The sequence below is a fragment of the Janibacter sp. DB-40 genome (assembly GCF_029510815.1).
GTDB lineage: Bacteria > Actinomycetota > Actinomycetes > Actinomycetales > Dermatophilaceae > Janibacter.
Window position 1 is genome coordinate 215,563 of the sequence record NZ_CP120360.1, and the last position, 20,477, is coordinate 236,039.

Here is a 20,477-nt window from a genome sequence, read left to right on the forward strand (position 1 = left end):
ACGGCGCAGGTCAGGCGCGGTAGCCGAAGCGCTCGTAGTCGTCGCGGTAGAAGTCCGTCACGAGCCGCCTCGTCCTGTCGGTGACCTCGACGTCCCGGCTGGAGTACTTCGTCGCCGTCGCACCCTCGCGCAGGCGGGGCAGCTCCTCGGGCAGACCGAGCTTCCACTTCTTGTTCAGCGTGGCGGCCATCGCGTCCAGCCCGTCCTCGAAGCGGAAGACCAGGGCGCGGTCGAGCAGGAAGTCGACCTGCGGGCGGATGTGGTTGTCGAAGATGAAGGGGTCCTTGCCGTACCGGCGCAGGGTCCTGGCGGTCCACTTCTCGACGGACCGGCCGTCGACGCCGAAGTCGTCGTGCCGGTGCCGCCAGAGGTACTCCGACCTGATCCGCGCCAGGGGGTCACGCACGACGGTGAAGACGCCGTCGAACTGGTCGACCCGCAGGATCATCTCCAGCATCTCCCGGTGCATGTGCTGCGGCGTGCACCGGCGGATGCCGCTCCACGAAGCCGGTCCCACGCGGCCGTCGCGGTAGAGCGTCCGGTACCCGACGTCGGCGAAGGCCTTCTCGATGCTGGAGCCACCGGTCTTGGGGATGTGGACGAAGAGGAACTTGCGTTCGTCCTGGCGGAAGACGGGCATGGAGGTCCTTCGATCGCGGTTCGGTGGAGTCCCGGGGTCTCCGGGACTCCACCGACCGCCAGTGCCGCACAGCCGAGGTCAGGGGGCCGGTGAGGCCTCCATGACGGTGTTGAAGTCGCTCTCCGCGGCAAGCCTGATGGTGGCGAACCCGGCCTGCTCGAGCACCTCGCGCAAGGTGCGCTGGCCCGCCGACGCGCCCAGGGCCAGCCCGACGGGTTGGGAGAGGGAGTTGGGCGTGCACATGAAGGTCGAGGCCGCGAGGCTGATCGGCGCCAGCGGCACGGTGGCCAGGGTCGTGGCGAGGTCGTCGCCGGCCCGCGGCTCCACGAGCACGAGTGTCCCGTCGTCGGCCAGCGCCCGCCGGGCGTGCGCCGCCGCGCCCACGGGGTCGCCCAGGTCGTGGAAGGCGTCGAAGAAGGTGATGACGTCGACACCCTCGTCCGGGTACCCGTGGCAGTGGCCCACCTCGAAACGCACGCGGTCGGCCAGACCCGCCTCGGCGGCCCGCTGCCGGGCGACCGCCACCGACCCGGCATGCGCGTCGTAGCCGACGAACGTCGACCTCGGGAAGGCCTCGGCCAGCAGCAGCATCGGGGCGCCGTGACCGCAGCCCACGTCGATGACCCTCGCCCCCTGCCGGAGCTTGTCCTCGACGCCGGTCAGGGCAGGGATCCACTCGCTGACCAGGTTGTTGCGGTACCCCACGCGGAAGAACCGCTCGGCCGCCTCGAAGGTGGTCGGGTCCTGCTCACCCCACGGGATGCCGCCCCCGGTCCGGAAGGCCTCCGCGAGCTGGTCGATGCGCCGGTGCATCCCGGTGATCGTCGGAGCGGCCCCGATCATGCTCGCCGGCGAGTCGTCCGTGGCCAGGACGGCCGCGTGCTCGGGCGGGAGCGTGAAGGTCTCGCCTTCCGGCGAGTACAGCACGAAACCCACCGCTGCCTGCTGGGACAACCACTCCCGGACGTACCGCTCGGCCAGCCCGGCCCGCTCGGCCAGCTCGGTCGACGCCACGGGCCCGGCTTCGGCCAGGGCCGCGTACAGCCCCACCCGGTCCCCGAGCACCATCATCGCTGCGGTGGCCCCGCCGGCGAGCATCCCGCCGACCTGCTGGGCGAACTCGCCCACCCTGCTCATGTCGATCGTGCTCATGTCGATCGTCTTCGGTTCGATGGTTCCGGTCATGACTCCTCCTCGGTCCGTGCCGCCCATCGTCCGAGGTGGCCCTTTCACGCGACTTTCACCGCGCGGTCGGGCACAGTGGGAGGGTGGCGAAGGTCCACATCGGCGTGCTGGGGCCGCTGGGGGTGCGCGTCGACGGGCGGCCGGTGCCGGTGCCACCGGGACGTCGACGCAGGGTCCTTGCGTGCCTCACCACCCATCGCGGCCATCCCGTGCCGGTGGACTCGCTCATCGAGGCGGCGTGGGGCGAGGACCTGCCCCACGACCCGCACGGGGCGCTGCACACGGTCATCTCCCGGCTGCGTGCCGTCGTGGGGGAAGCCATCGTGAGCGCCGGTCCGGCGGGCTACGCGCTGGACGTCCCGGCGGACGGGGTCGATGCCGGCGAGTTCGAGGAGCGGCTGGCCCGAGCGGACCGGGCCGGGCCGAAGGGGGCCGCCCACCTGCTCGAGGAGGCACTGGCCCTGTGGCGGGGGCCGGCCTACGCAGAGCTGGGGGACGCCCCCTTCGTCATGGTGGAGGCGATGCGCCTGGAGGGGCTGCGCGCGGATGCGACCGAGCGGCTCGCCGCCCTGGCCGTCGACGCGGGTGACCCGGTCACCGCGGTCGGGCTGACCGAGGCGCTCCTGGCCGAGGAACCCTTCCGGGAGCGGGCCGTGGAGATCCTCGTGACCGCGCTCTACCGCGACGGCCGGGCGGCGGACGCCCTCGCCGAGTGCCGTCGTCACCGCACCCGGCTGGTCCGGGAGCTGGGGCTGGATCCCGGCCCGGCGCTGGTCCGGCTGGAGCAGCAGGTCCTCGGCCACGATCTGCCCGAGGCCCCCCGGTCGCGGCCACCGGTGTGGTTGGACACGTCGGCGGCCCTCATCGGCCGGGAGGACGAGCTGGCCGATCTCGTGGCTGCCGTCATGCGCAACCGCCTCACGGTCGTCACCGGTCCCGGTGGTGTCGGCAAGTCCCGTCTGGCCGCCGAGGCGGTGCCACTGCTCCACGACCGACTCGCGCTGCCGGTCTGCGTCGCCGAGCTGGCGTCCATCACGTCCGGCGGAGTTGCGCTCGCCGTCGCGACCTCGCTCGGGCTGCGGCCGGCGCACGGCTCCGCGGCCGCGGACGCCGTCGTCGAGCGGCTCGAGACACGAGGCGGGCTGCTCGTCATCGACAACTGCGAGCACGTGGTCGACGAGGTGGCCGTGCTGGTGCGGAGGCTGGTCACCCGGTGCCGGGACGTGCGAGTGCTGGCCACGAGCAGACGACGGCTTGGGGTGGACCACGAGCAGGTGGTGCCCCTGGCGCCTCTGACGGTGCCCGCGGTCGACGAGCCGGGGTCGGGCCTGACGGCGTCGGTCCGTCTCCTCACCCACCGGGTGCGCCGGCTGGCGCCGACCTTCGCCCTCACCCCGGACAACGCGCCGGCGGTGGAGGAGCTGTGCCGCCGGCTCGACGGTCTGCCCCTTGCCCTGGAGCTGGCCGCCTCACGGGTCGCCACCCGAGGCATCGACGAGGTGCTGGCCTCCGTCGACGGTGCCGCCCGCGACCGGGTCGACGGGCTCGAGGACGTCGTCGACTGGTCCTACCGGCTGCTGACGCGCGACCAGCAGGCGCTGCTCTCCCGGCTCTCGGTCTTCGCCGGGGTTTTCACCATCACTGAGGTGCGGGGGCTCGTCGCGCGGCTGCCCGGTGAGCGCGGTGACGTCGGGGAGGACCTCGCGGAGCTCGTCGAGTCATCCCTCGTCTCCTGCCACGACGACGGGACGGGGATGCGGTACCGCCTGCTCATGATCGTGCGCGCCTTCGCGGCCGGCCGGCTGCGCGACTCCGGCCGGATCGACGCGACCCGCGAGGCGCACGCGAGCTGGGTCGCCGACGTCGCCTCCGGCATCGCCCGGGACTGGCTGCACGCCGACGGCGCGGTGATCGACGAGCGGCTGCGTGCGGCGGCACCGGAGATGGTGACCGCCGTCCGGTGGTCGCTGGGCGCGGGGCGATTGGACCGTGCCGCGTCGATCGCGACCGACGTGTCCGCCTGCCTGCACTGGACGCCCGGCGTGGAGCTGAGCACGCTGTTCATCGAGCTGGCCGAGCGTGGGGCCGCGGCCCCACACCCCCAGCTCGCGGGAGGAGTCGGGGCCGGCGCCTTCCACCTGGGGGAGCGCGGGGACCTCCCGGGCGCGCGGCGGCTGGCCCGGGCAGCCCTGCGGATGGCCGAGGGTGACGATCCCGTGAGCGCGGTCCTGGCGTTGGCCGTCGGCGCCATGTACGCCGGCGACCGGGAGGACTCGCTGCGGTGGTTCACTCGGCTGGTCGCCATGCCCGGCATGCTGGCGGAGGCCAGTGCCTCGCTCGCCCTGAGCGCCTGCTACCACGGGGACATGGTCGCGGCCCGGGACCACTTGGCGGTCGCGCTCGCCGCCGGGGCGTGCGTGGCCGACGCGTCGTCCGCGTTCGCCCACTTCGCCGCGGGGGAGATCGCGCTGACGGAGGACCCGGACCGGGGGTCGGCGCTGCTGCGCCAGGCCGCGCGGGAGGCCGACCGGGTGGGGGCGGAGCAGGTCGGTCGGGTCGCCCGCGTGGCGCTCCTGTCGGCCACGACCCGGCACGGCGACCTCGAGGAGGCGACCCGGCTCGCGTCGTGGCTCCTGGCCGATCTCGCGGCGAAGGGGGTGTGGCCCCAGCTGTGGACCACGCTGCGGTTGAGTGCGGAGCTGCTCGCGTCGCACGGCAGGGCAGCCGAGGCGGTCTTCGTCCTCGAGGCCGCCGAGGTCGGGGAGTCGGTGCCACCACTGGTGGGTGAGGACGTCGACCGGTATGCCGCCCTCGCCGGGGAGCTGGGGTCACGGCTGGGCGCACCCGCGGTCGCCGGCATCCGGCAGCTCGCGTCGGCCACATCCCGGACGCAGGTGGTCCGCAGGACGGAGGCGGTGCTGCGCGAGGTGGTGGCGCCTCGGTCCCCCTCCGACGCCCCGCCTACGATGTGGGAGTGAACCGCAAGCCACCGAGCCGCCCGAGGCCCATCCCCTTCATCGCCACGGGGGCGATCATCGGGTTCATCGTCTTCGGCGTCATCTCGCTGCTCGGGCCCACCACGGACGAGGGCTACAACATCACCTACGACCCGGGCGTGTCCCTGGGATTCATGAGCGTGGTCGGGCTGTGCGTCGGCGGTCTCGTCGGTGCCGTCGTCGCAGCCCTCCTGACCTACCGCAAGTAGGCGACGCGAGCCGGGCGGCCACGCTGTGCCCGCCCCGGCGGCTGTGGGAGACTGGACCTCGTGCCACGCGGAGACGGACAGCTGTCCCATGACCTGATCCCCGGGGAGAAGGGCCCCCAGGACGCCTGTGGCGTCTTCGGGGTCTGGGCCCCCGGCGAGGACGTCGCGAAACTGACCTACTACGGCCTCTACGCCCTGCAGCACCGTGGGCAGGAGTCGGCGGGCATCGCGACCTCGAACGGCAAGCAGATCCTGGTCTACAAGGACATGGGCCTGGTCTCCCAGGTCTTCGACGAGCGGAGCCTGTCCACGCTGCGGGGACACGTCGCCGTCGGGCACTGCCGCTACTCGACGACCGGCGGGTCCACCTGGGAAAACGCCCAGCCGACGCTCGGTGGGCACGCGACCGGCACCGTCGCCCTCGCCCACAACGGCAACCTCGTCAACTCCGCCGAGCTGCGCCAGCTCGTCGAGGAGCGCGGGGACGAGATCCCCGGCGACGACGGCCGGATCCACCGGATCACCGACGGCGAGCTGCGTCGCGGCAACACCTCCGACACCGCCCTGGTCACGGCCCTCCTCGCGCACGACCCGGAGCTCGGCCTCGAGACCGCCGCGATGGCCCTGCTGCCCAAGCTGCGGGGAGCCTTCTGCTTCGTCTTCATGGAGGAGAACACCCTCTACGCGGCGCGGGACCCGCAGGGCCTGCGTCCCCTCGTCATCGGCCGCCTCGAGCGCGGCTGGGTCGTCGCCTCCGAGACCGCCGCCCTCGACATCGTCGGCGCCTCGTTCGTGCGCGAGGTCGAGCCGGGTGAGCTGGTCGTCATCGACGAGGACGGGCTGCGCACCCGCCAGTTCGCGGAGCCGGCCCGCAAGGGCTGCGTCTTCGAGTACGTCTACCTCGCGCGCCCCGACACGACGATCAACGGCCGCACGGTCCACGAGGCGCGTGTCGAGATGGGCGCCACCCTCGCCCGCGAGCACCCGGTCGAGGCCGACCTGGTCATGCCGACCCCGGAGTCCGGCACACCGGCGGCCATCGGCTACGCGCAGGAGTCGGGGATCCCTTTCGGCCAGGGTCTGGTGAAGAACGCCTACGTCGGGCGCACCTTCATCCAGCCGAGCCAGACGATCCGTCAGCTCGGCATCCGGCTGAAGCTGAACCCCCTCAAGCACGTCATCAAGGGCAAGCGCCTCGTCGTCGTCGACGACTCCATCGTCCGCGGCAACACCCAGCGCGCCCTGGTCCGGATGCTGCGCGAGGCGGGCGCCGCCGAGATCCACGTGCGCATCTCCTCGCCACCGATCAAGTGGCCGTGCTTCTTCGGCATCGACTTCGCCACGCGCGCCGAGCTCATCGCCACCGGGCTCGAGGTCGACGAGATCGCGACCTCCCTCGGCGCCGACTCCCTGGGCTACATCAGCGAGGAGGGGATGGTCGCCGCCTCGGCCCAGCCGGCCGACGAGCTGTGCACGGCCTGCTTCTCCGGTGTCTACCCCATGGAGCTGCCGTCCGAGGACCGCCTCGGCAAGGGTCTCCTCGAGCTCGAGTTCACCCCGACAGAAGAGGCGGTTCGCCGACCGTGACGCAGCAGTCCCCGATCACCTACGCCCAGGCCGGCGTCGACGTCGAGGCCGGTGACAGGGCCGTCGACCTGATGAAGGAGTCGGTGCGCAGGGCCACCCGACCGGAGGTCCTGGGGGGCCTCGGGGGCTTCGCCGGGATGTTCGATGCCAGCGCCCTCCAGGGCATGCGGCGGCCGGTGCTCGCCACCTCCACCGACGGCGTCGGGACCAAGGTCGCGATCGCGCAGGCGCTGGACAGGCACGACACGATCGGCCAGGACCTCGTCGGCATGGTCGTCGACGACATCGTCGTCTGCGGTGCCGAGCCGCTCTTCATGACCGACTACATCGCGACCGGCAGGGTCGTCCCCGAGCGCATCGCGGCGATCGTCGCGGGTATCGCGAAGGGGTGTGAGCTCGCCGGTGTCGCCCTCGTCGGCGGCGAGACCGCCGAGCACCCCGGACTGCTCGACCCGGACGAGTACGACGTGGCCGGTGCGGCCACCGGCGTCGTCGAGCACGACGCCGTCCTCGGGCCCGACCGCGTGGTCGCGGGCGACGCGGTCCTCGCCTTCGCCTCCTCGGGGCTGCACTCCAACGGCTACTCCCTCGTGCGTAGGGTCATCGCCTCCGCCGGGTGGGAGCTCGACCGGCACGTCGACGAGCTGGGCCGCGCCCTCGGTGAGGAGCTGCTCGAGCCGACCCGCATCTACACGCGTGCGCTGCTCGACCTCGTCCGCTCCCCGGACGTCGACGTCCACGCGCTGAGCCACGTCACCGGTGGTGGCCTGGCCGCCAATCTCGCACGCGTGCTGCCCACGGGCACGCTGGCCCGCGTCGAGCGCTCGACCTGGACGCCGCCGGCGATCTTCTCGCTCCTCGGCTCGCTGGGATCGGTCCCGCAACCCGATCTGGAGCGCACGCTGAACATGGGCATCGGCTTCGTCGCGGCACTGCCGCAGGGTGATGTCGAGGCAGCCATCGCCCGGGCCGGTGCCGCCGGCATCGACGCCTGGGTCCTGGGAGAGGTCAGTGACGCCGCGACGGCCGGGGCCGACTCCGGCACCGAGACCGTCCAGGGCGCCAAGGGCGTGGACGGCGGAGCCGTCCAGGTCGTCGGGGAGTACGCCTGACACCCGCCACCCGGGTGCTCGTCGCCGACGCCGACGAGCTCCGTCGTGACGCCCTCGTCGCCGTCCTCGGCGCGGACCCGGATCTGGAGATGGTCCCGCCGGCCGCGACGGCCGCCGAGATCGCCACGACCCCGCAGGTGGACGTCATCGTGCTCGTCGGGGGCTCGGCACCGGCACCATCGAGGTGCTGTCCCGCACCTGCGGACGGGCACCCGACGCTCCCGCGTGGGTCTGCCTCGCCGAGGACGGCGTGCCCCCCGAGGGTGTCATCGCCGCGGGCGCGCGCGGCTGCCTCGTCATGTCGAGCACCCCGCTGCAGATCGGCGCCGCCATCCGGGCGGCGGCACGCGGCGAGCGCGCCGACCTGGACCACCCGGTGACCGGTCCCCTCGTCCAGCGCACTCCGCGAGCGACCCCGCCGTTGTCGCAGCGGGAGGTCGAGGTGCTGCGCCTGGTGGACGCGGGCCTGGGGAACAGGCACATCGCCGAGCGGCTCTACCTGAGCCTCTCGAGCGTGAAGTCACACCTGTCACACACCTATGGCCGGCTGGGCGTCTCCGGGCGGGCCGCCGCGGCCGCCGAAGCGCGTCGTCAGGGGTTGATCTGAACCGTCAGGTGTGGATCTGACGGAGGGCAGTGCCGCTCCGCCGGACGGTGGGTCCTACCGCTCCACGTCGGACCACGACTCGTCGTCGTCGTCCACGTGCTGCTCGTCGTCGGGCGCACGCTCGGTGCGTCCGTGAGACTTGCCGTGAAGTTCCGCCTCCAGCGCTCGCAGGTCGGTGTCCGGCGAGTAGTACTTCAGCTCGCGGGCAACCTTGGTCTGCTTCGCCTTCGCTCGGCCGCGCCCCATGGCGTGACCCCCTCATACGCTAGTGCGGGCCGACTCGGATCATCCCGCCTCCCCGATGGGGACGCGGAACTGAACAGAGTGGACCCGGATCTGTGTGGTTTCTCGTGCTCCCCACGGTACATGGTTCCGGGCCGGAGTGCCCCATCGGGCCGCGGCGCCGGGGTGTCCTCCCCCGACCCCACCACGCAGGCAGGGCGACCCCCGGCCCTGCCACCTGCGAGACGCCTCGACTACTGCGCGCGGGACGCCTCGACCGGTGCCTGGGCGGGCGGGACGAGCTCGCCCAGGGACTGCCGCAGATCGGGTGGGAGGGCCTCCACCGACCCGGAGAGCACGATCTGCGAGGGAGCGAGCCGCTCCAGGCGGGCACGCACGAGGTCCGGCAGACGACCGGAGGTGAGGAGCAGCACCGGGGTGCCGGTGTGCCCGGCGGCGGCCGTGGCGGTGAGCATCTCGAGGGCTGAGGCGCCGGAGACGATGACCTGCCCGCCCGGCTCGACGTCCTCCCACAGGGCGGCGGCCCTGGCCATCGGCCCTCCCTGTGCGGAGAACTCGACCTCCGCGCCGGTGGCCCGGCGCAGGCGGTCGATGACGTCGGTCGGCCACTCCTCCTCGTAGCCGAGGAGGGCCAGCCGCCGTGGCTGCACCTCCGCGAGCGCGGCGGCGAGCTCCTCGCCCGGGCTCCCGGCGTCGCACACGACCACCGCACGACCGGTCCTGGCCGCCTGCAGCGAGGCCACGGGTGTGCCCCCGGAGTTGTCCGGGTGGGCCACGTACACGGTGGAGGTGTCCCTCGGTGGGAAGGCCCGCAGGAGCCGGGCAGCGGTCCGCGGTGGGTCGTCCTCACCGAGTCGCTCGACCGTCCCGCCGACGAGGTCCTCGATGCGGCCGTACGTCTGCGCGCTCACCTGCTCCTCGCCGCCGACGACGATGACGCGCTCGGGGGCGAGGCGGCCGAGCTCGTCGTGAGTGGCCGCGGGGATGGCGCCCGGGCGCACCCAGAGCATGGGCCAGCCGAGCTGCGCGGCGACCGGAGCCACCATCCGCGCCATGGCCATGGACTGCACGCTGACGACGAAGCACGCCCGGACGCCGGGGTCCCACGTGGCCCGGGTGATCTCCCGGGAGGTCTGGAACCGGGTGGGGCCCGTCCAGCGGACGGTCCCGGGGACGTCCGGCTCGTCGGGGGCGTCGTCTCGCTTGCGTGGCTTCTGCTTGGGCAGGGTCGCCTCGTAGGCGCGCAGGACGTCCTCCGTGGGGCCGTCCATGACCAGGCGACCCTGGTCCATCCACAGGACCCGGTCGCAGATCTCACGGATGTTGGAGTTGGAGTGGGAGACGAGGAAGACGGTGCCGGCGGCCTCCCTGATCGACTCGATGCGCTCGGCGCTCTTCTGTCGGAAGGAGGCGTCCCCGGTGGCGAGGGCCTCGTCGATCATCAGCACGTCTGGAGCCGCCGCCGTGGAGATCGCGAACCGCAGTCGCGCACCCATGCCGGAGGAGTAGGTGCTCATCGGAAGGTGCACGGCATCGCCGATCCCGGAGAACTCGACGATGTCGTCGAACTTCTCGTCGATCTCCGCGGTGGTCAGCCCGAGCGCCTGGCCGCCGACGTAGATGTTGCGTTCGCCACTGAGCTTGTTGATGAGCACGGCGTTGACGCCGAGCAGGGAGGGCTCGCCCGCGACCCACACCTTGCCCTTGGCCGGCGGGATCAGGCCGGTCACGGCCCGCAGGAGGGTGGACTTGCCCGAGCCGTTGCGGCCGATGATCCCGATCGACTCACCATGGCGCGCGATGAAGCTGACGTCCTTGACGGCGTGGACCTCGCGGGTGCGTTCGCCCGTGCCCGGACGCAGCAGTCGGCGGAGGGACCGCCCTTCGTCCTGACGGCCGGGGGTCCCACGGCGGTCGCCACCGAGGACCTGGTAGGTCACGCTGAGGTGACTGACGACGACGGTGGGGGCCGCCTCCGGCGTGGCGGCATCGACGGTGGGGTCGGGCTCAGCCACGGCCGTACCTCATCTCCGCCTGCCAGAAGAAGACCATCCCGACACCGGCGGCACCGACGGCCCAGGCGGCCATGGTGAGCCAGTCGGAGAGCACGACGGGCTCACCGTTGAGCAAGGACTGCCGGCCGGTGGTGAGCATGAGGGCGAATGGTTGCATCGTCAGCACCTCCTGGATCACCACGGGGGCTCCCTGGACGTAGTGCATGACGGGGAAGAAGACTCCGGAGATGTAGCGCAGCAGGCGCACGATGATCGGGATGAGGTTGGCGATGTCCTGCGAGGCGTTGACCAGACGGGCCGAGATGAAGGCGAAGCCGAGCAGTGCCATGCCCTGCATCACGACCGCGACCGGGAAGAGCAACCACTCCCAGTCAGGTCGCTCCCCGGTGGCGAACATCAGCACGAAGAGCAGCCCGAAGGCCGGGACCGAGGCCAGGAACTCGGTGAGGGTCACCGACATCGGCAGCAGGGCACGTGGGAAGTGCAGCGTGCGCACCAGGCTGAGCTTTCCGGTGATCGCCTTCGCCCCGCGGGTGACGACCGAGGAGGTGAAGGCGAACATGACGACGCCGATGCCGAGGAACCCGATGAAGTTCTCGATGCCCCCTCGCGTGCCCAGGAGCAGGCCGAAGATCAGGTAGTAGCTCGTGATGAGTAGCGCCGGGTTGAGCACCGACCAGAGCTGACCGAGGTGGTTCGCCTCGTTCTTCGCGTACGACTCGGCCGAGGAGAGCGTCCACAGGAAGGAGCGACGCCTCCACAGGTCGCTCAGGTACTGGTGCAGCGGCGGGCGCTCGCTGAGCGCCCGCAGACCGTGACGGTCCGCCAGCCTCCGTGCCTCCTCGACGGTCGGCGCAGGGGGAAGGGAGGCCCGTCCGACTGCCTGGGCGACGTCAGCCACACTTGGTCCTTCTCGTTGGTCGTGCCCCGTGCGCACGGGGCGGTCGGGGCTCGCCCGGTGCCTGACGGGGATCATACCGACCGCTTCCGCAGGCGTGGTGGAGCGAAGGGGGTGGCGTCCCCTCGACCATAGACTGGTCCGCCGGACGGGCCCGGGACGAAAGGCGGACATGGCGAAGCTCAGGAAGGCGGTCGCGACGCTGCGTCGCGCCCGCCGCATTCCCCGGGCGCAATGGGTGGCCCACTGGCGGTCCCGGCCTGTCGAGAGCGACACCGTCCTCTACGAGGCGACCTTCGGTGCCGGGCTGGTCGACAGCCCCTACGCGATCTTCCGTCACCTGGTCGACGCGCCGGACCTCGCGCACCTACGCCACGTGTGGGTCGTGGCCGACGACGAGCGCCGCCGGCGCGCCCGCGAGCACCTCGCCTCGCTCGGTCTGGACGAGACACGGGTCCGCGTCGTCGGCCACCGCACCCCCGGGTACTTCCGGCACCTGGCGACGGCCGGCTTCCTGGTCAACAACTCGACCTTCCCCGCGGAGTTCGGCAAGCGCGCGGGCCAGACCTACGTCAACACCTGGCACGGCACCCCGCTGAAGGCGATGGGTTACGACGTCCCCGGGGGCGCGCTGGGCGCGGCCAACGTCATCCGCAACTTCCTCGCGGCGGACCACCTGCTCTCCTCGGGGCCCTACATGACGGACACCATGTACCGGCGGGCCTACCGCCTCGAGGGGCTCGCGCCCGCGACGGTGCTCGAGGTCGGCGTGCCCCGCACCGACGTGCAGGTGGGGGTCACCGACGCGCGTCGTCGCGAGGTGCGCGAGCGCCTCGCTGCCGGTGGCGTCGCCGTGGACGGGACGCGACGCACCGTCCTCGTGGCGCCGACGTGGCGTGGTGAGGCCTTCGCGGACCCCCGGCTCGATGCGGATGCCGTGGTGGGCCTGGTCACCACCCTGCGGGAGGCGCTCGACGACGACTGGCAGGTGCTCGTCAAGGTGCATCCGGTGGTGCACGCGCAGGCCGTGGACCTCCCTTCGCTCCGGGGGGTGCTGGTGCCGGCGGACGTCCCGGCGAACGAGGTGCTCGCGATCACCGACCACCTCGTCACGGACTACTCGAGCATCCTCTTCGACGCGCTCGCCGACCCCGACGTCCCGATCACCTTCCACGTGCCCGACCGGGCCTCCTACGAGACGGTGCGACCGCTGTACCTGCCGGCCGAGGACCTGCCGGGACGCGTGTGCGAGACCGCGGACGCCACGGCCGCGGACGTGGCCGCGGGTGGAGCGCGCGCAGGGGTGCGCCACGAGTGGGCGGCGCGGTACGCCCCCTTCGCCGACGGCCGTGCCACCGAACGGGTGGTGGACGTCGTCTGGCGTGGCCGGACCCCCACCGTGGGCCGCTGCACCTCCCTGGCGGAGCGGACGCACGCGGGCGAGCGGGTCCCGCGACTGCTCATCCACGGGGGGTCCCTCCAGCGCAACGGCGTGACGTCGTCGCTCATCGCGCTCCTCGGGCACCTCGACCTGGACCGCCTCGACGTGTCCATCGCCTGGGGGCCGGCGCGCAAGGCCGCCCCGCAGGCGTTCGCGGAGTCGATCGACGACCGGATCCGCCTGCTGCCCCGGGTGGGAGGTCTCAACGGGCCGAAGCGGGTGGTGTGGTCGCGGCGCCTGCTCGAGCGGCTCGGTGCCGGCAGCGGGCTCGTGCCGATGCCCTCCCTCGTCCGCCTCCTGCAGGAGGAGTGGACGCGGTGCTTCGGCTCCGCGCAGTTCGACCACGTCATCGACTTCGGCGGGTACTCGCCCTACTGGGCGCTGTTGATGTCGCGAGGGGTCGCGCCGGAGCCGGTGCGCTCCCACTCGATCTGGCTGCACAACGACCTGGCTGCGGAAGTGGCCAGTACCGCGGAGCACGGCAGGACGAGGGCGCACCACCTCGAGCAGGTGTTCAGCCTCTACGACCGCTACGACCGGCTGGTCTCGGTCTCCGAGTCGCTCTCCCGGGTCAACGAGCGGTCGCTGCGCAGGTACGCCGGTGGCGCGAGCTTCCGCAGCGCGCGCAACGTCATCGACGACTCGCGGGTGCGCTCGCTGGCACGCGTCCCCCTCGAGGAGATCGGTCTGGACGACGACGTGGTGGCCGCTCTGCGTGACGAGGAGACGGTGACCTTCGTGACCGCAGGTCGCCTGACCCACGAGAAGAACCAGGCGCGCCTCGTCCGGGCGGCAGCGGCCACGCGCGCCGCCGGGCACGACGTCACCGTGGTGATCATGGGGTCCGGGCCCCTCGCGGACGACCTCAGGGTGCTCGCGGCCGAGCTGGGGCTGCAGCGGTCGGTCTTCCTGACGGGGCAGGTGGCCAACCCCTTCCCCGTCGTGGCGGCCGCGGACTACTTCGCCCTCACGAGCGAGCACGAGGGCCTGCCGATGGTCATCCTCGAGGCCCTGGCGTTGTCCACCCCGGTGCTGACCACGCAGTTCTCGTCCGTCGAGGGGGTCGTTCCCCCGGGGTGCGGCGTGGTGGTTCCGCGCGATGACGAGGCGGTCGCCCGTGCCATGATGGAGCTCGTCTCCGAGCGTCCGGGCTTCACGGCCCTGGATGTCGACGCCTACAACGCCACGGCTCTCGAGGAGTTCGCGGCGGCGGTCGGCCTCGGGGACGACCTGCGTACGCCAGCCATGCCCCGACCCACAGGACACACGTGACCGAGCGAGACCCTCGAGCCGGACGCCCTTCGCTGGAGGAGCTGCGTGCGGTGGCTCAGCCGCCGTCCGTCGTCGGCCGACGCAACTCCGAGCACTGGGCGGGCACGCTCTACCTGCGGCGGATGTCCCTCCACTTCACCCGGCTGATCCTGCCGACGGGGATCTCGGCCAACGGCGTCACCTGGCTGATGATCCTCGTCGGTGTCATCGGTGCCGCCGTCCTGATGATCCCCTCGTGGTGGGCGGTCCTCGCCTGTGCGCTCCTCATGCAGTTCCAGATCCTCATCGACTGCTCGGACGGTGAGGTCGCCCGCTGGCGCGGGACCTCGTCGCCGATGGGCGTCTACCTCGACCGGGTGGGCCACTACGTCACGGAGGCGGCCCTGCCCATCGCGCTCGGCGTCCACGTCGACGGCGGTCCCGGCTCCATCGGCGGGTGGACCACGATCGGCGCGCTCACCGCGTGCGTGGTCCTGCTCAAGAAGTCCTTCGGCGACATCGTGCACGTCGCCCGCCACTACGCCGGCCTGCCGAAGGGGGACGAGGACGCCCAGGTCGCGGCCTCCCGCTCGGCCGGGCTGCGCTCCGCGCGCAGCCTGCTGCGGTTCTTCCCGTTCTTCCGCGCGTTCGTCGCGATCGAGTTCTCCCTCATCACCCTCGCCGCGGCGACCCTCGGCCTCCTCCTGTCGGCCACGGGCGTCGTCGGTGAGGGCGTCGTCCTCCAGTGGTGGCTGCTCGTCTCGCTTCCCCTGGCCCTGGCCACGGCGGGTGGGTTCCTGCTGATGATCGTCACCTCGCGTCGCTTCGACGGCTGACTGGCAGGCGGCGACCGGCGAGCGCCGCGTGCTGCCCGCGACGGTGGTGTCGAACGCCCGGCCGAGCGACGTACGGGCATAATTGCCCGTCGGTCGCAAAAAACATCTTCGGCCCGGACGGGTCGTCGGACTGTAGGAGGATGGAATTGCGCGTTGTCGACGCTGTGAAGACCCTGAAGAGCGCCCGCCGCGTCGGGTCGCAGGAGTGGCGCGCCTACTGGCACGAGCGCCCCCTGGACGACAACAGCGTCTTCTACGAGTCCTTCGCCGGCAACGGAGTGCTGTGCAACCCGGAGGCGATCTTCCGGGCGCTGGTCGACGACCCCGAGTTCGCCCACCTGACGCACGTCTGGTCGTTGTCGCCGCAGATGTGGTCCTCGCGGATCCGGGCAGAGTTCGCGCAACACCCGCGGGTGCGCTTCGTGCGATACAAGTCGCCCCAGTACTACCGGGCCCTGTCCACGTCCCGGTACCTGTTCAACAACGCGACCTTCCCTCCGGAATTCATCAAGCGCGACGGCCAGGTCTACGTCAACACCTGGCACGGAACCCCGTTCAAGACGATGGGATACGACGAGCCGGGAGGCGGCCCGAACGCCCGCAACGTCATCCGCAACTTCCTCTCCGCCGACTACCTGCTCGCAGCGAACCGCTTCATGGCCGAGCGGATGTACGAGGAGGCCTACCGGCTGACCAACATCCACCCCGGACGGATCATCACCGAGGGCTCGCCGCGCGTGGACCGGCAGTTCCTGGACGAGGTAGGCCGTGACCGGGTGCGTGGCCGGCTCACGGCGGCCGGTGTCGCGCTCGGTGATGAGCAGAAGGTCGTGCTCTACGCCCCGACGTGGCGTGGGGAGTCATTCCAGCAGCCGGCCAATGACGTCGTGCTGCTCGCGAAGCGGGTCCGCGAGCTCAAGCGCCAGCTCCCGTCGGACCAGCAGGTGCTGCTACGGGTGCACCAGCAGGTGTACGCCTTCGCGCTCGAGCACCCGGAGCTGTCCGACATCCTCGTCCCGAACGAGATCCCGAGCAACGAGGTGCTCGGGATCACCGACGTGCTCGTGACCGACTACTCCAGCATCTTCTTCGACTTCCTCGCCACGGGACGGCCCATCGTCTTCTTCGCACCGGACATGAGCGCCTACGACGGATACCGCGGCCTCTACCTCGACACCAAGCACCTGCCCGGACCACTCGTGCGAACGGCCGGCCAGCTCGCGCGGGTCCTCGTGGCCGATGGGTCCGGCGCGGATGACGACCCGGCGGTCAGCCACCGGGATGCCTATGACGCTGCCCGCGAACGCTTCGCGTCCCGAGAGGACGGCCGGGCCTGCGAGCGGATCATCGATGTCGTGCTCCGAGGCAGCACGCGCGACCACGACGTCCGTCCCGTGCGGTCGGACGGGCGCACCCGGATCCTGATGTACCTCGGTGGCATGCGCCCCAACGGCATCACGACCTCGGCGCTGAACCTGCTGAACAACATCGACCACGATCGCTACGACGTCTCCGTGTTCTACCAGCACTCCGCGTCGGAGGAGGTGCAGGCGAACGAGGCCAGGATCCAGCCACGGGTGCGCGTCCTCCCGCGCATCGGGGCGATGCTGTGGTCCCTGCGGACCGAGGGCCAGCGGACGAAGGCGCTCCAGGGCGGCGAGCGCGTCCGTGAGGAGCCCCTCGATCAGGCGGAGCGCATGTTCGCGCACGAGTGGCGACGGTGCTTCGGGTTGGCAGAGTTCGACCACATCGTCGACTTCAGTGGCTACGCCGCCTTCTGGGCCCTGCTGCTGCGCCAGGGCGAGGCGCGGAGCCACTCGATCTGGCTGCACAACGACCTCAAGGCCGACCAGATGCGCGAGGTGGACGGTCGCCGCCCCCACGAGGCGAACCTCGGGTCGGTGTTCAACGCCTATGCCGGTTACGACCACCTCGTCTCGGTCTCTTCGGCACTGATGGAGATCAACCGGACGAACCTCGCCGATGCCGCGTCGGCGGAGAAGCACACCTTCGCCCGCAACACCATCGATGCCGGCTACATCTCCCGGATGGCCTACGGCGAGCGGAACGAGGCCGGTGAGGAGCGCCCGACGGCGACGCTGCCGGCCGGTGACCTCTCCCTCGCTGTCCGGACGCTCGCGGACGTGCACGGACTGGACCCGCTCGAGGCCGCCGTGGAGCGCCACCGCACGGTCAGCGAGGTGATCCCGCCCAAGGACGGGGTGCGCACGTTCGTCACGGTCGGTCGGCTGTCACCGGAGAAGAACCACGAGCGACTCATCCGCGCCTTCGCCCTCGTCCACCAGGAGAACCCGGCCACCCGACTGGTCATCATCGGCGGGGGCCCCCTCGAGGGCTACCTCGTCGAGGTGGTGCGTGACCTGGGGCTGAGCGACGCCGTGACCATCGCCGGTCAGCGGAGCAACCCGCACGTCGTGCTGTCGAAGGCGGACGTCTTCGTCCTCTCCAGTGACTACGAGGGACAGCCGATGGTGATCCTCGAGGCGCGGGTGCTCGGCCTGCCGGTGGTCGCGACGAAGTTCGACTCGGTCAGTGGCGCGCTGCCCGAGGGCGTCGGGCTCGTCGTGGAGCGTGACGAGGCGGCCCTGGCCGAAGGCATGCGGGCCGCCCTGCTCGGCGAGGTACCGAATCCGACGTTCGATGCAGCCGCATACAACGCGGAAGCGACGGAAGACTTCTACCGGGTGCTCGGGTCGGCGCCGGCCTCCCGCGAGGCCTGAATCGGCCACGCGGGAGGCGGCAGCCGCAGCCGACTCACACCTCGTACCCGAACCTCGCGTAGTCCTCGCCGTACATGTCGCGCACGAGGTCACGCATCCCCGGCGTGACCTCGACGTCCTTGCTGGCGTACTTCGTCGTGGAGCTGCCCTCGCGTACCCGCGGAAGCTGCTCCGGGAGTCCGAGGTCCCACTTCGTGTTCAGGGCGGCCGCCATCTGGTCCAGGCCGTCCTCGAAGCGGAAGACCTCAGCGCGGTCGACCAGGAAGTCGACCTGCGGCCGCAGGTGGTTGTCGAAGAGGAAGGGATCCTTCGCGTACCGGGCGAAGGAACTGGCGGTCCACTTCTCGACCGACCGGCCGTCGATGGAGAACTCGGCCGTGCGGTGCCGCCACAGGTACTCGGACTTGATGCGCGCCATCGGCTCCCGCACGACCGTGAAGACACCGTCGAACCGCTCGATCCGGAAGAGCGCCTCCAGCATCTCGCGGTGCATGTGCTGGGGCGTGCACCGGCGGATGTCGTTCCATGACCTGGGGCCGACCCGGCCGTCGCGGTAGAGCGTGTCCCACCCGGCATCGGCAAAGGCCCGCTCGATGCTCGAGCCCCCGGTCTTGGGGATGTGGATGAAGAGGAACTTGCGTTCGCCCTGACGGAATACAGGCATGGGGACCCTTCGGTAAGAGGTGCGGTCGACGGGCCTTCCGGCCGACGGCCGCTCGACGGTTATCGGGACTATATCGACACGGCGTGCCGATGCGGGTGGGGCTCAGAGGACGGGCGGGTGCCCGAGACGGGTGAGCGCCCAGACCGTCCGCCAGCGCATCGGGTGTCGTTCTCCGGGGCTCGTGCGCAGCCCTTCGCGGAAACCCGCGAACCAGAAGCGCAGGTTGGCGGGCTGGCGCCAGGTGCGGGCGACGGTGATGGCCGTCCACGCCCCGACGTAGACGGCGGCCAGTGGCCACGGCAGGTTGCGGCGCGCCACCCACACGCGGTTGCGGGCGTTGAGCCGCCAGAAGAGGGCGTGTCGGGTGGCCTCGGTCGCCGGGTGGTGGATGAGCACGGACGGGTCGTAGGTGAGCTCCCACTCGTGGTCGCGCAGGCGCCAGGCCAGCTCGATGCCCTCGTGGCCGAAGAAGAACTGCCCGGGGAAGCCCCCCACCTCCTCGTACGCCGCTCGCCGGAGCGCCACGACCCCTTCGCAGACGGAGAACGCGGGGCTGCCGACGGTCGGATCGCCGACGTGGGCGCGGGGGACCCAGCGCCGCAGGGTGACGCCCTCGGGGTCGGCGACCCGGGCGTGCACCAGACCCAGGCGCTGCTCGGCGCGGAAGCGCGCCACGGTGTGGGCCAGGGCGGTGGGGTCGGGGAGCCAGGCGTCGTTGTCGAGGAAGAAGATGAACTCCGACGTACCGTGCGCGACGCCGATGTTGCGCCCCTCTGCCGGGCCGACGTTCTCCGGGAGGTGGACGGTGCGGACGTCGTCCGGGAGCCCTACGGGCTCCCAGCCGTTGCCGACCAGGATCATGGTGACGTCCACGCCGGTCTGCGCCCGGGCCGACTCCAGGGCGCGCAGCGTCTCGTCACGACGGTCGCCCTGGCTGAGGACGACGACGTCGACGGACGGGTGCCTGTCCATGTGGGCTCCTCTCCGGGGCTCGACCTTCGACCCTACTGCGAACTCGCCTCGTGGGCCGCGTCCCGCGGCAGGACGCCGAAGAACCATAGACTGGGCGACTGCCAGCCCCGAGCGCCTAGCGAGGTACCCACCCATGCCCAAGACCGTCATCACGTACGGCACGTTCGATCTCTTCCACATCGGACACCTGAACATCATCAAGCGTCTGAGCGCGCTCGGGGACCGGCTCATCGTCGCCGTCTCGACCGATGAGTTCAACGCCATCAAGGGCAAGAAGCCCATCGTGCCCTTCGAGCAGCGCATGGAGATCGTCCAGAGCATCAAGTACGTGGACCTGGCCATCCCCGAGGACCGGTGGAGCCAGAAGCGTGAGGACATCGAGACCTACGACGTCGACATCCTCGGCATGGGCGCCGACTGGGAGGGCAAGTTCGACGAGCTGTCCGACCAGGTGGAGCTGGTGTACCTGCCCCGCACCGACGGCATCTCCACCACGGAGATGAAGCGGATCCTCAGCGCCTTCGACGCCCGTCACGTGGAGGAGCTGAAGCGGACCATCGACAACATCGGGCAGATCGTCAAGGAGCTCAGCTGAGCTCTTGAGTCCGCAGGCACGGCCACTGCCTCGGAGGAGGCGAAGGGGGGATCCCGCCGGGGCGGCGCTCGTCCGGTAGTGCGGGGGGAAGGGTCGGCGACGAGCCGATGGTGGCCAGGGGCGGGGTCGAACCGCCGACCTTCCGATTTTCAGTCGGACGCTCGTACCAACTGAGCTACCTGGCCGAGCCGGTCCGTGGTGGACCAGCGAGCGACCGCGACGGGACTCGAACCCGCGACCTCCGCCGTGACAGGGCGGCGCGCTAACCAACTGCGCTACGCGGCCTTGTGGTGTGCAAGGCACTGCAAGACTTGCTTGCGTATCCCCAACGGGATTCGAACCCGTGCTACCGCCGTGAAAGGGCGGGGTCCTAGGCCGCTAGACGATGGGGACCCGTACTCGACGAACCCCTCGCTACGCAGCAGGCAGCAGCACCCGAATCCGTCGAGGACTCGGAAAGCATACGAGAGACATGGCTGATCGCC

16 protein-coding genes and 3 tRNA genes are annotated in these 20,477 nt (G+C 71.3%); 9 read left to right on the plus strand and 10 right to left on the minus strand.

Going from position 1 to position 20,477, the window contains the following annotated elements; translation table 11 throughout:
- Positions 1–10: 10 nt before the first annotated feature.
- Positions 11–640 carry a sulfotransferase family 2 domain-containing protein gene (locus PVE36_RS01075; protein ID WP_277454033.1) on the minus strand — a complete coding sequence of 210 codons (630 nt, stop codon included), beginning with the start codon at positions 638–640 and terminating at the stop codon, positions 11–13.
- 78 nt (positions 641–718) lie between these two features.
- Entirely contained in the window at positions 719–1,825 is a 1,107-nt protein-coding gene (locus PVE36_RS01080; RefSeq protein WP_277454034.1) for a class I SAM-dependent methyltransferase, read from the minus strand.
- A gap of 83 nt (positions 1,826–1,908) precedes the next feature.
- On the opposite strand from PVE36_RS01080, the gene PVE36_RS01085 reads away from it, so the two are divergent.
- The 5 genes from PVE36_RS01085 to PVE36_RS01105 all read left to right on the plus strand — a co-directional run bounded on the left by PVE36_RS01085 (position 1,909) and on the right by PVE36_RS01105 (position 8,336).
- Entirely contained in the window at positions 1,909–4,803 is a 2,895-nt protein-coding gene (locus PVE36_RS01085) for a BTAD domain-containing putative transcriptional regulator (RefSeq protein ID WP_277454036.1), read from the plus strand.
- The gene (locus tag PVE36_RS01090; RefSeq protein WP_277454037.1) at positions 4,800–5,030 is read left to right on the plus strand and encodes a hypothetical protein; all 231 of its coding nucleotides are present in this window, start codon (positions 4,800–4,802) and stop codon (positions 5,028–5,030) included. Before PVE36_RS01085 ends, PVE36_RS01090 begins: the two co-directional genes overlap by 4 nt.
- Positions 5,031–5,090: 60 nt before the next feature.
- Positions 5,091–6,617, plus strand: a complete 1,527-nt coding sequence (gene purF, locus PVE36_RS01095) for an amidophosphoribosyltransferase (RefSeq protein ID WP_277454039.1) — start codon at positions 5,091–5,093, stop codon at positions 6,615–6,617.
- Positions 6,614–7,729 carry a phosphoribosylformylglycinamidine cyclo-ligase gene (gene purM / locus PVE36_RS01100; protein ID WP_277454040.1) on the plus strand — a complete coding sequence of 372 codons (1,116 nt, stop codon included), beginning with the start codon at positions 6,614–6,616 and terminating at the stop codon, positions 7,727–7,729. The genes purF and purM overlap by 4 nt, the downstream gene beginning before the upstream one ends.
- Before the next feature lie 184 nt (positions 7,730–7,913).
- Positions 7,914–8,336 carry a helix-turn-helix transcriptional regulator gene (locus PVE36_RS01105; protein ID WP_277454041.1) on the plus strand — a complete coding sequence of 141 codons (423 nt, stop codon included), beginning with the start codon at positions 7,914–7,916 and terminating at the stop codon, positions 8,334–8,336.
- Positions 8,337–8,390: 54 nt separating this feature from the next.
- Here PVE36_RS01105 and PVE36_RS01110 read toward each other — a convergent pair whose 3' ends face one another.
- From PVE36_RS01110 to PVE36_RS01125, 3 genes are all read right to left on the minus strand, one after another.
- The gene (locus PVE36_RS01110; RefSeq protein ID WP_277454043.1) at positions 8,391–8,582 is read right to left on the minus strand and encodes a DUF3073 domain-containing protein; all 192 of its coding nucleotides are present in this window, start codon (positions 8,580–8,582) and stop codon (positions 8,391–8,393) included.
- 230 nt (positions 8,583–8,812) lie between these two features.
- On the minus strand, positions 8,813–10,594 hold the full coding sequence (locus PVE36_RS16165; protein WP_346780609.1) for an ATP-binding cassette domain-containing protein: 1,782 nt from the start codon (positions 10,592–10,594) through the stop codon (positions 8,813–8,815).
- Positions 10,587–11,495: an ABC transporter permease gene (locus tag PVE36_RS01125; RefSeq protein ID WP_277454044.1), complete on the minus strand. Its 909-nt coding sequence runs from the start codon at positions 11,493–11,495 to the stop codon at positions 10,587–10,589. The genes PVE36_RS16165 and PVE36_RS01125 overlap by 8 nt, the downstream gene beginning before the upstream one ends.
- A 169-nt stretch (positions 11,496–11,664) precedes the next feature.
- Between PVE36_RS01125 and PVE36_RS01130 the strand changes: the two genes are divergently transcribed.
- From PVE36_RS01130 to PVE36_RS01140, 3 genes are all read left to right on the plus strand, one after another.
- Positions 11,665–14,205 carry a glycosyltransferase gene (locus PVE36_RS01130; RefSeq protein WP_277454045.1) on the plus strand — a complete coding sequence of 847 codons (2,541 nt, stop codon included), beginning with the start codon at positions 11,665–11,667 and terminating at the stop codon, positions 14,203–14,205.
- Positions 14,202–15,020 carry a CDP-alcohol phosphatidyltransferase family protein gene (locus PVE36_RS01135; protein ID WP_277454046.1) on the plus strand — a complete coding sequence of 273 codons (819 nt, stop codon included), beginning with the start codon at positions 14,202–14,204 and terminating at the stop codon, positions 15,018–15,020. Before PVE36_RS01130 ends, PVE36_RS01135 begins: the two co-directional genes overlap by 4 nt.
- A gap of 140 nt (positions 15,021–15,160) precedes the next feature.
- Positions 15,161–17,761, plus strand: a complete 2,601-nt coding sequence (locus PVE36_RS01140) for a glycosyltransferase (RefSeq protein ID WP_277454049.1) — start codon at positions 15,161–15,163, stop codon at positions 17,759–17,761.
- Between the two features lie 34 nt (positions 17,762–17,795).
- On the opposite strand, the gene PVE36_RS01145 is transcribed toward PVE36_RS01140, so the two are convergent.
- Positions 17,796–18,425, minus strand: coding sequence for a sulfotransferase family 2 domain-containing protein (locus PVE36_RS01145; RefSeq protein ID WP_277454050.1), 630 nt, complete (start codon positions 18,423–18,425; stop codon positions 17,796–17,798).
- A gap of 102 nt (positions 18,426–18,527) precedes the next feature.
- Positions 18,528–19,397, minus strand: coding sequence for a glycosyltransferase (locus tag PVE36_RS01150; protein WP_277454051.1), 870 nt, complete (start codon positions 19,395–19,397; stop codon positions 18,528–18,530).
- Positions 19,398–19,530: 133 nt separating this feature from the next.
- On the opposite strand from PVE36_RS01150, the gene PVE36_RS01155 reads away from it, so the two are divergent.
- Positions 19,531–19,992 carry an adenylyltransferase/cytidyltransferase family protein gene (locus PVE36_RS01155; RefSeq protein WP_277454053.1) on the plus strand — a complete coding sequence of 154 codons (462 nt, stop codon included), beginning with the start codon at positions 19,531–19,533 and terminating at the stop codon, positions 19,990–19,992.
- Positions 19,993–20,100: 108 nt separating this feature from the next.
- Here PVE36_RS01155 and PVE36_RS01160 read toward each other — a convergent pair.
- From PVE36_RS01160 to PVE36_RS01170, 3 genes are all read right to left on the minus strand, one after another.
- A tRNA-Phe gene (locus PVE36_RS01160) sits at positions 20,101–20,177 on the minus strand.
- A gap of 26 nt (positions 20,178–20,203) precedes the next feature.
- Positions 20,204–20,277, minus strand: a tRNA-Asp gene (locus PVE36_RS01165).
- 35 nt (positions 20,278–20,312) lie between these two features.
- A tRNA-Glu gene (locus PVE36_RS01170) sits at positions 20,313–20,385 on the minus strand.
- Between the last annotated feature and the right edge of the window lie 92 nt (positions 20,386–20,477).

Excerpts from the sequence above, each read along its gene's own strand:
- PVE36_RS01145 (WP_277454050.1), bottom strand. The coding sequence starts at position 18,425 with ATGCCTGTATTCCGTCAGGGCGAACGCAAGTTCCTCTTCATCCACATC.
- PVE36_RS01155 (WP_277454053.1), top strand. The coding sequence starts at position 19,531 with ATGCCCAAGACCGTCATCACGTACGGCACGTTCGATCTCTTCCACATC.
- PVE36_RS01130 (WP_277454045.1), top strand. The coding sequence starts at position 11,665 with ATGGCGAAGCTCAGGAAGGCGGTCGCGACGCTGCGTCGCGCCCGCCGC.
- PVE36_RS01140 (WP_277454049.1), top strand. The coding sequence starts at position 15,161 with ATGGAATTGCGCGTTGTCGACGCTGTGAAGACCCTGAAGAGCGCCCGC.
- PVE36_RS01110 (WP_277454043.1), bottom strand. The coding sequence starts at position 8,582 with ATGGGGCGCGGCCGAGCGAAGGCGAAGCAGACCAAGGTTGCCCGCGAG.
- PVE36_RS01080 (WP_277454034.1), bottom strand. The coding sequence starts at position 1,825 with ATGACCGGAACCATCGAACCGAAGACGATCGACATGAGCACGATCGAC.
- PVE36_RS01150 (WP_277454051.1), bottom strand. The coding sequence starts at position 19,397 with ATGGACAGGCACCCGTCCGTCGACGTCGTCGTCCTCAGCCAGGGCGAC.
- PVE36_RS01075 (WP_277454033.1), bottom strand. The coding sequence starts at position 640 with ATGCCCGTCTTCCGCCAGGACGAACGCAAGTTCCTCTTCGTCCACATC.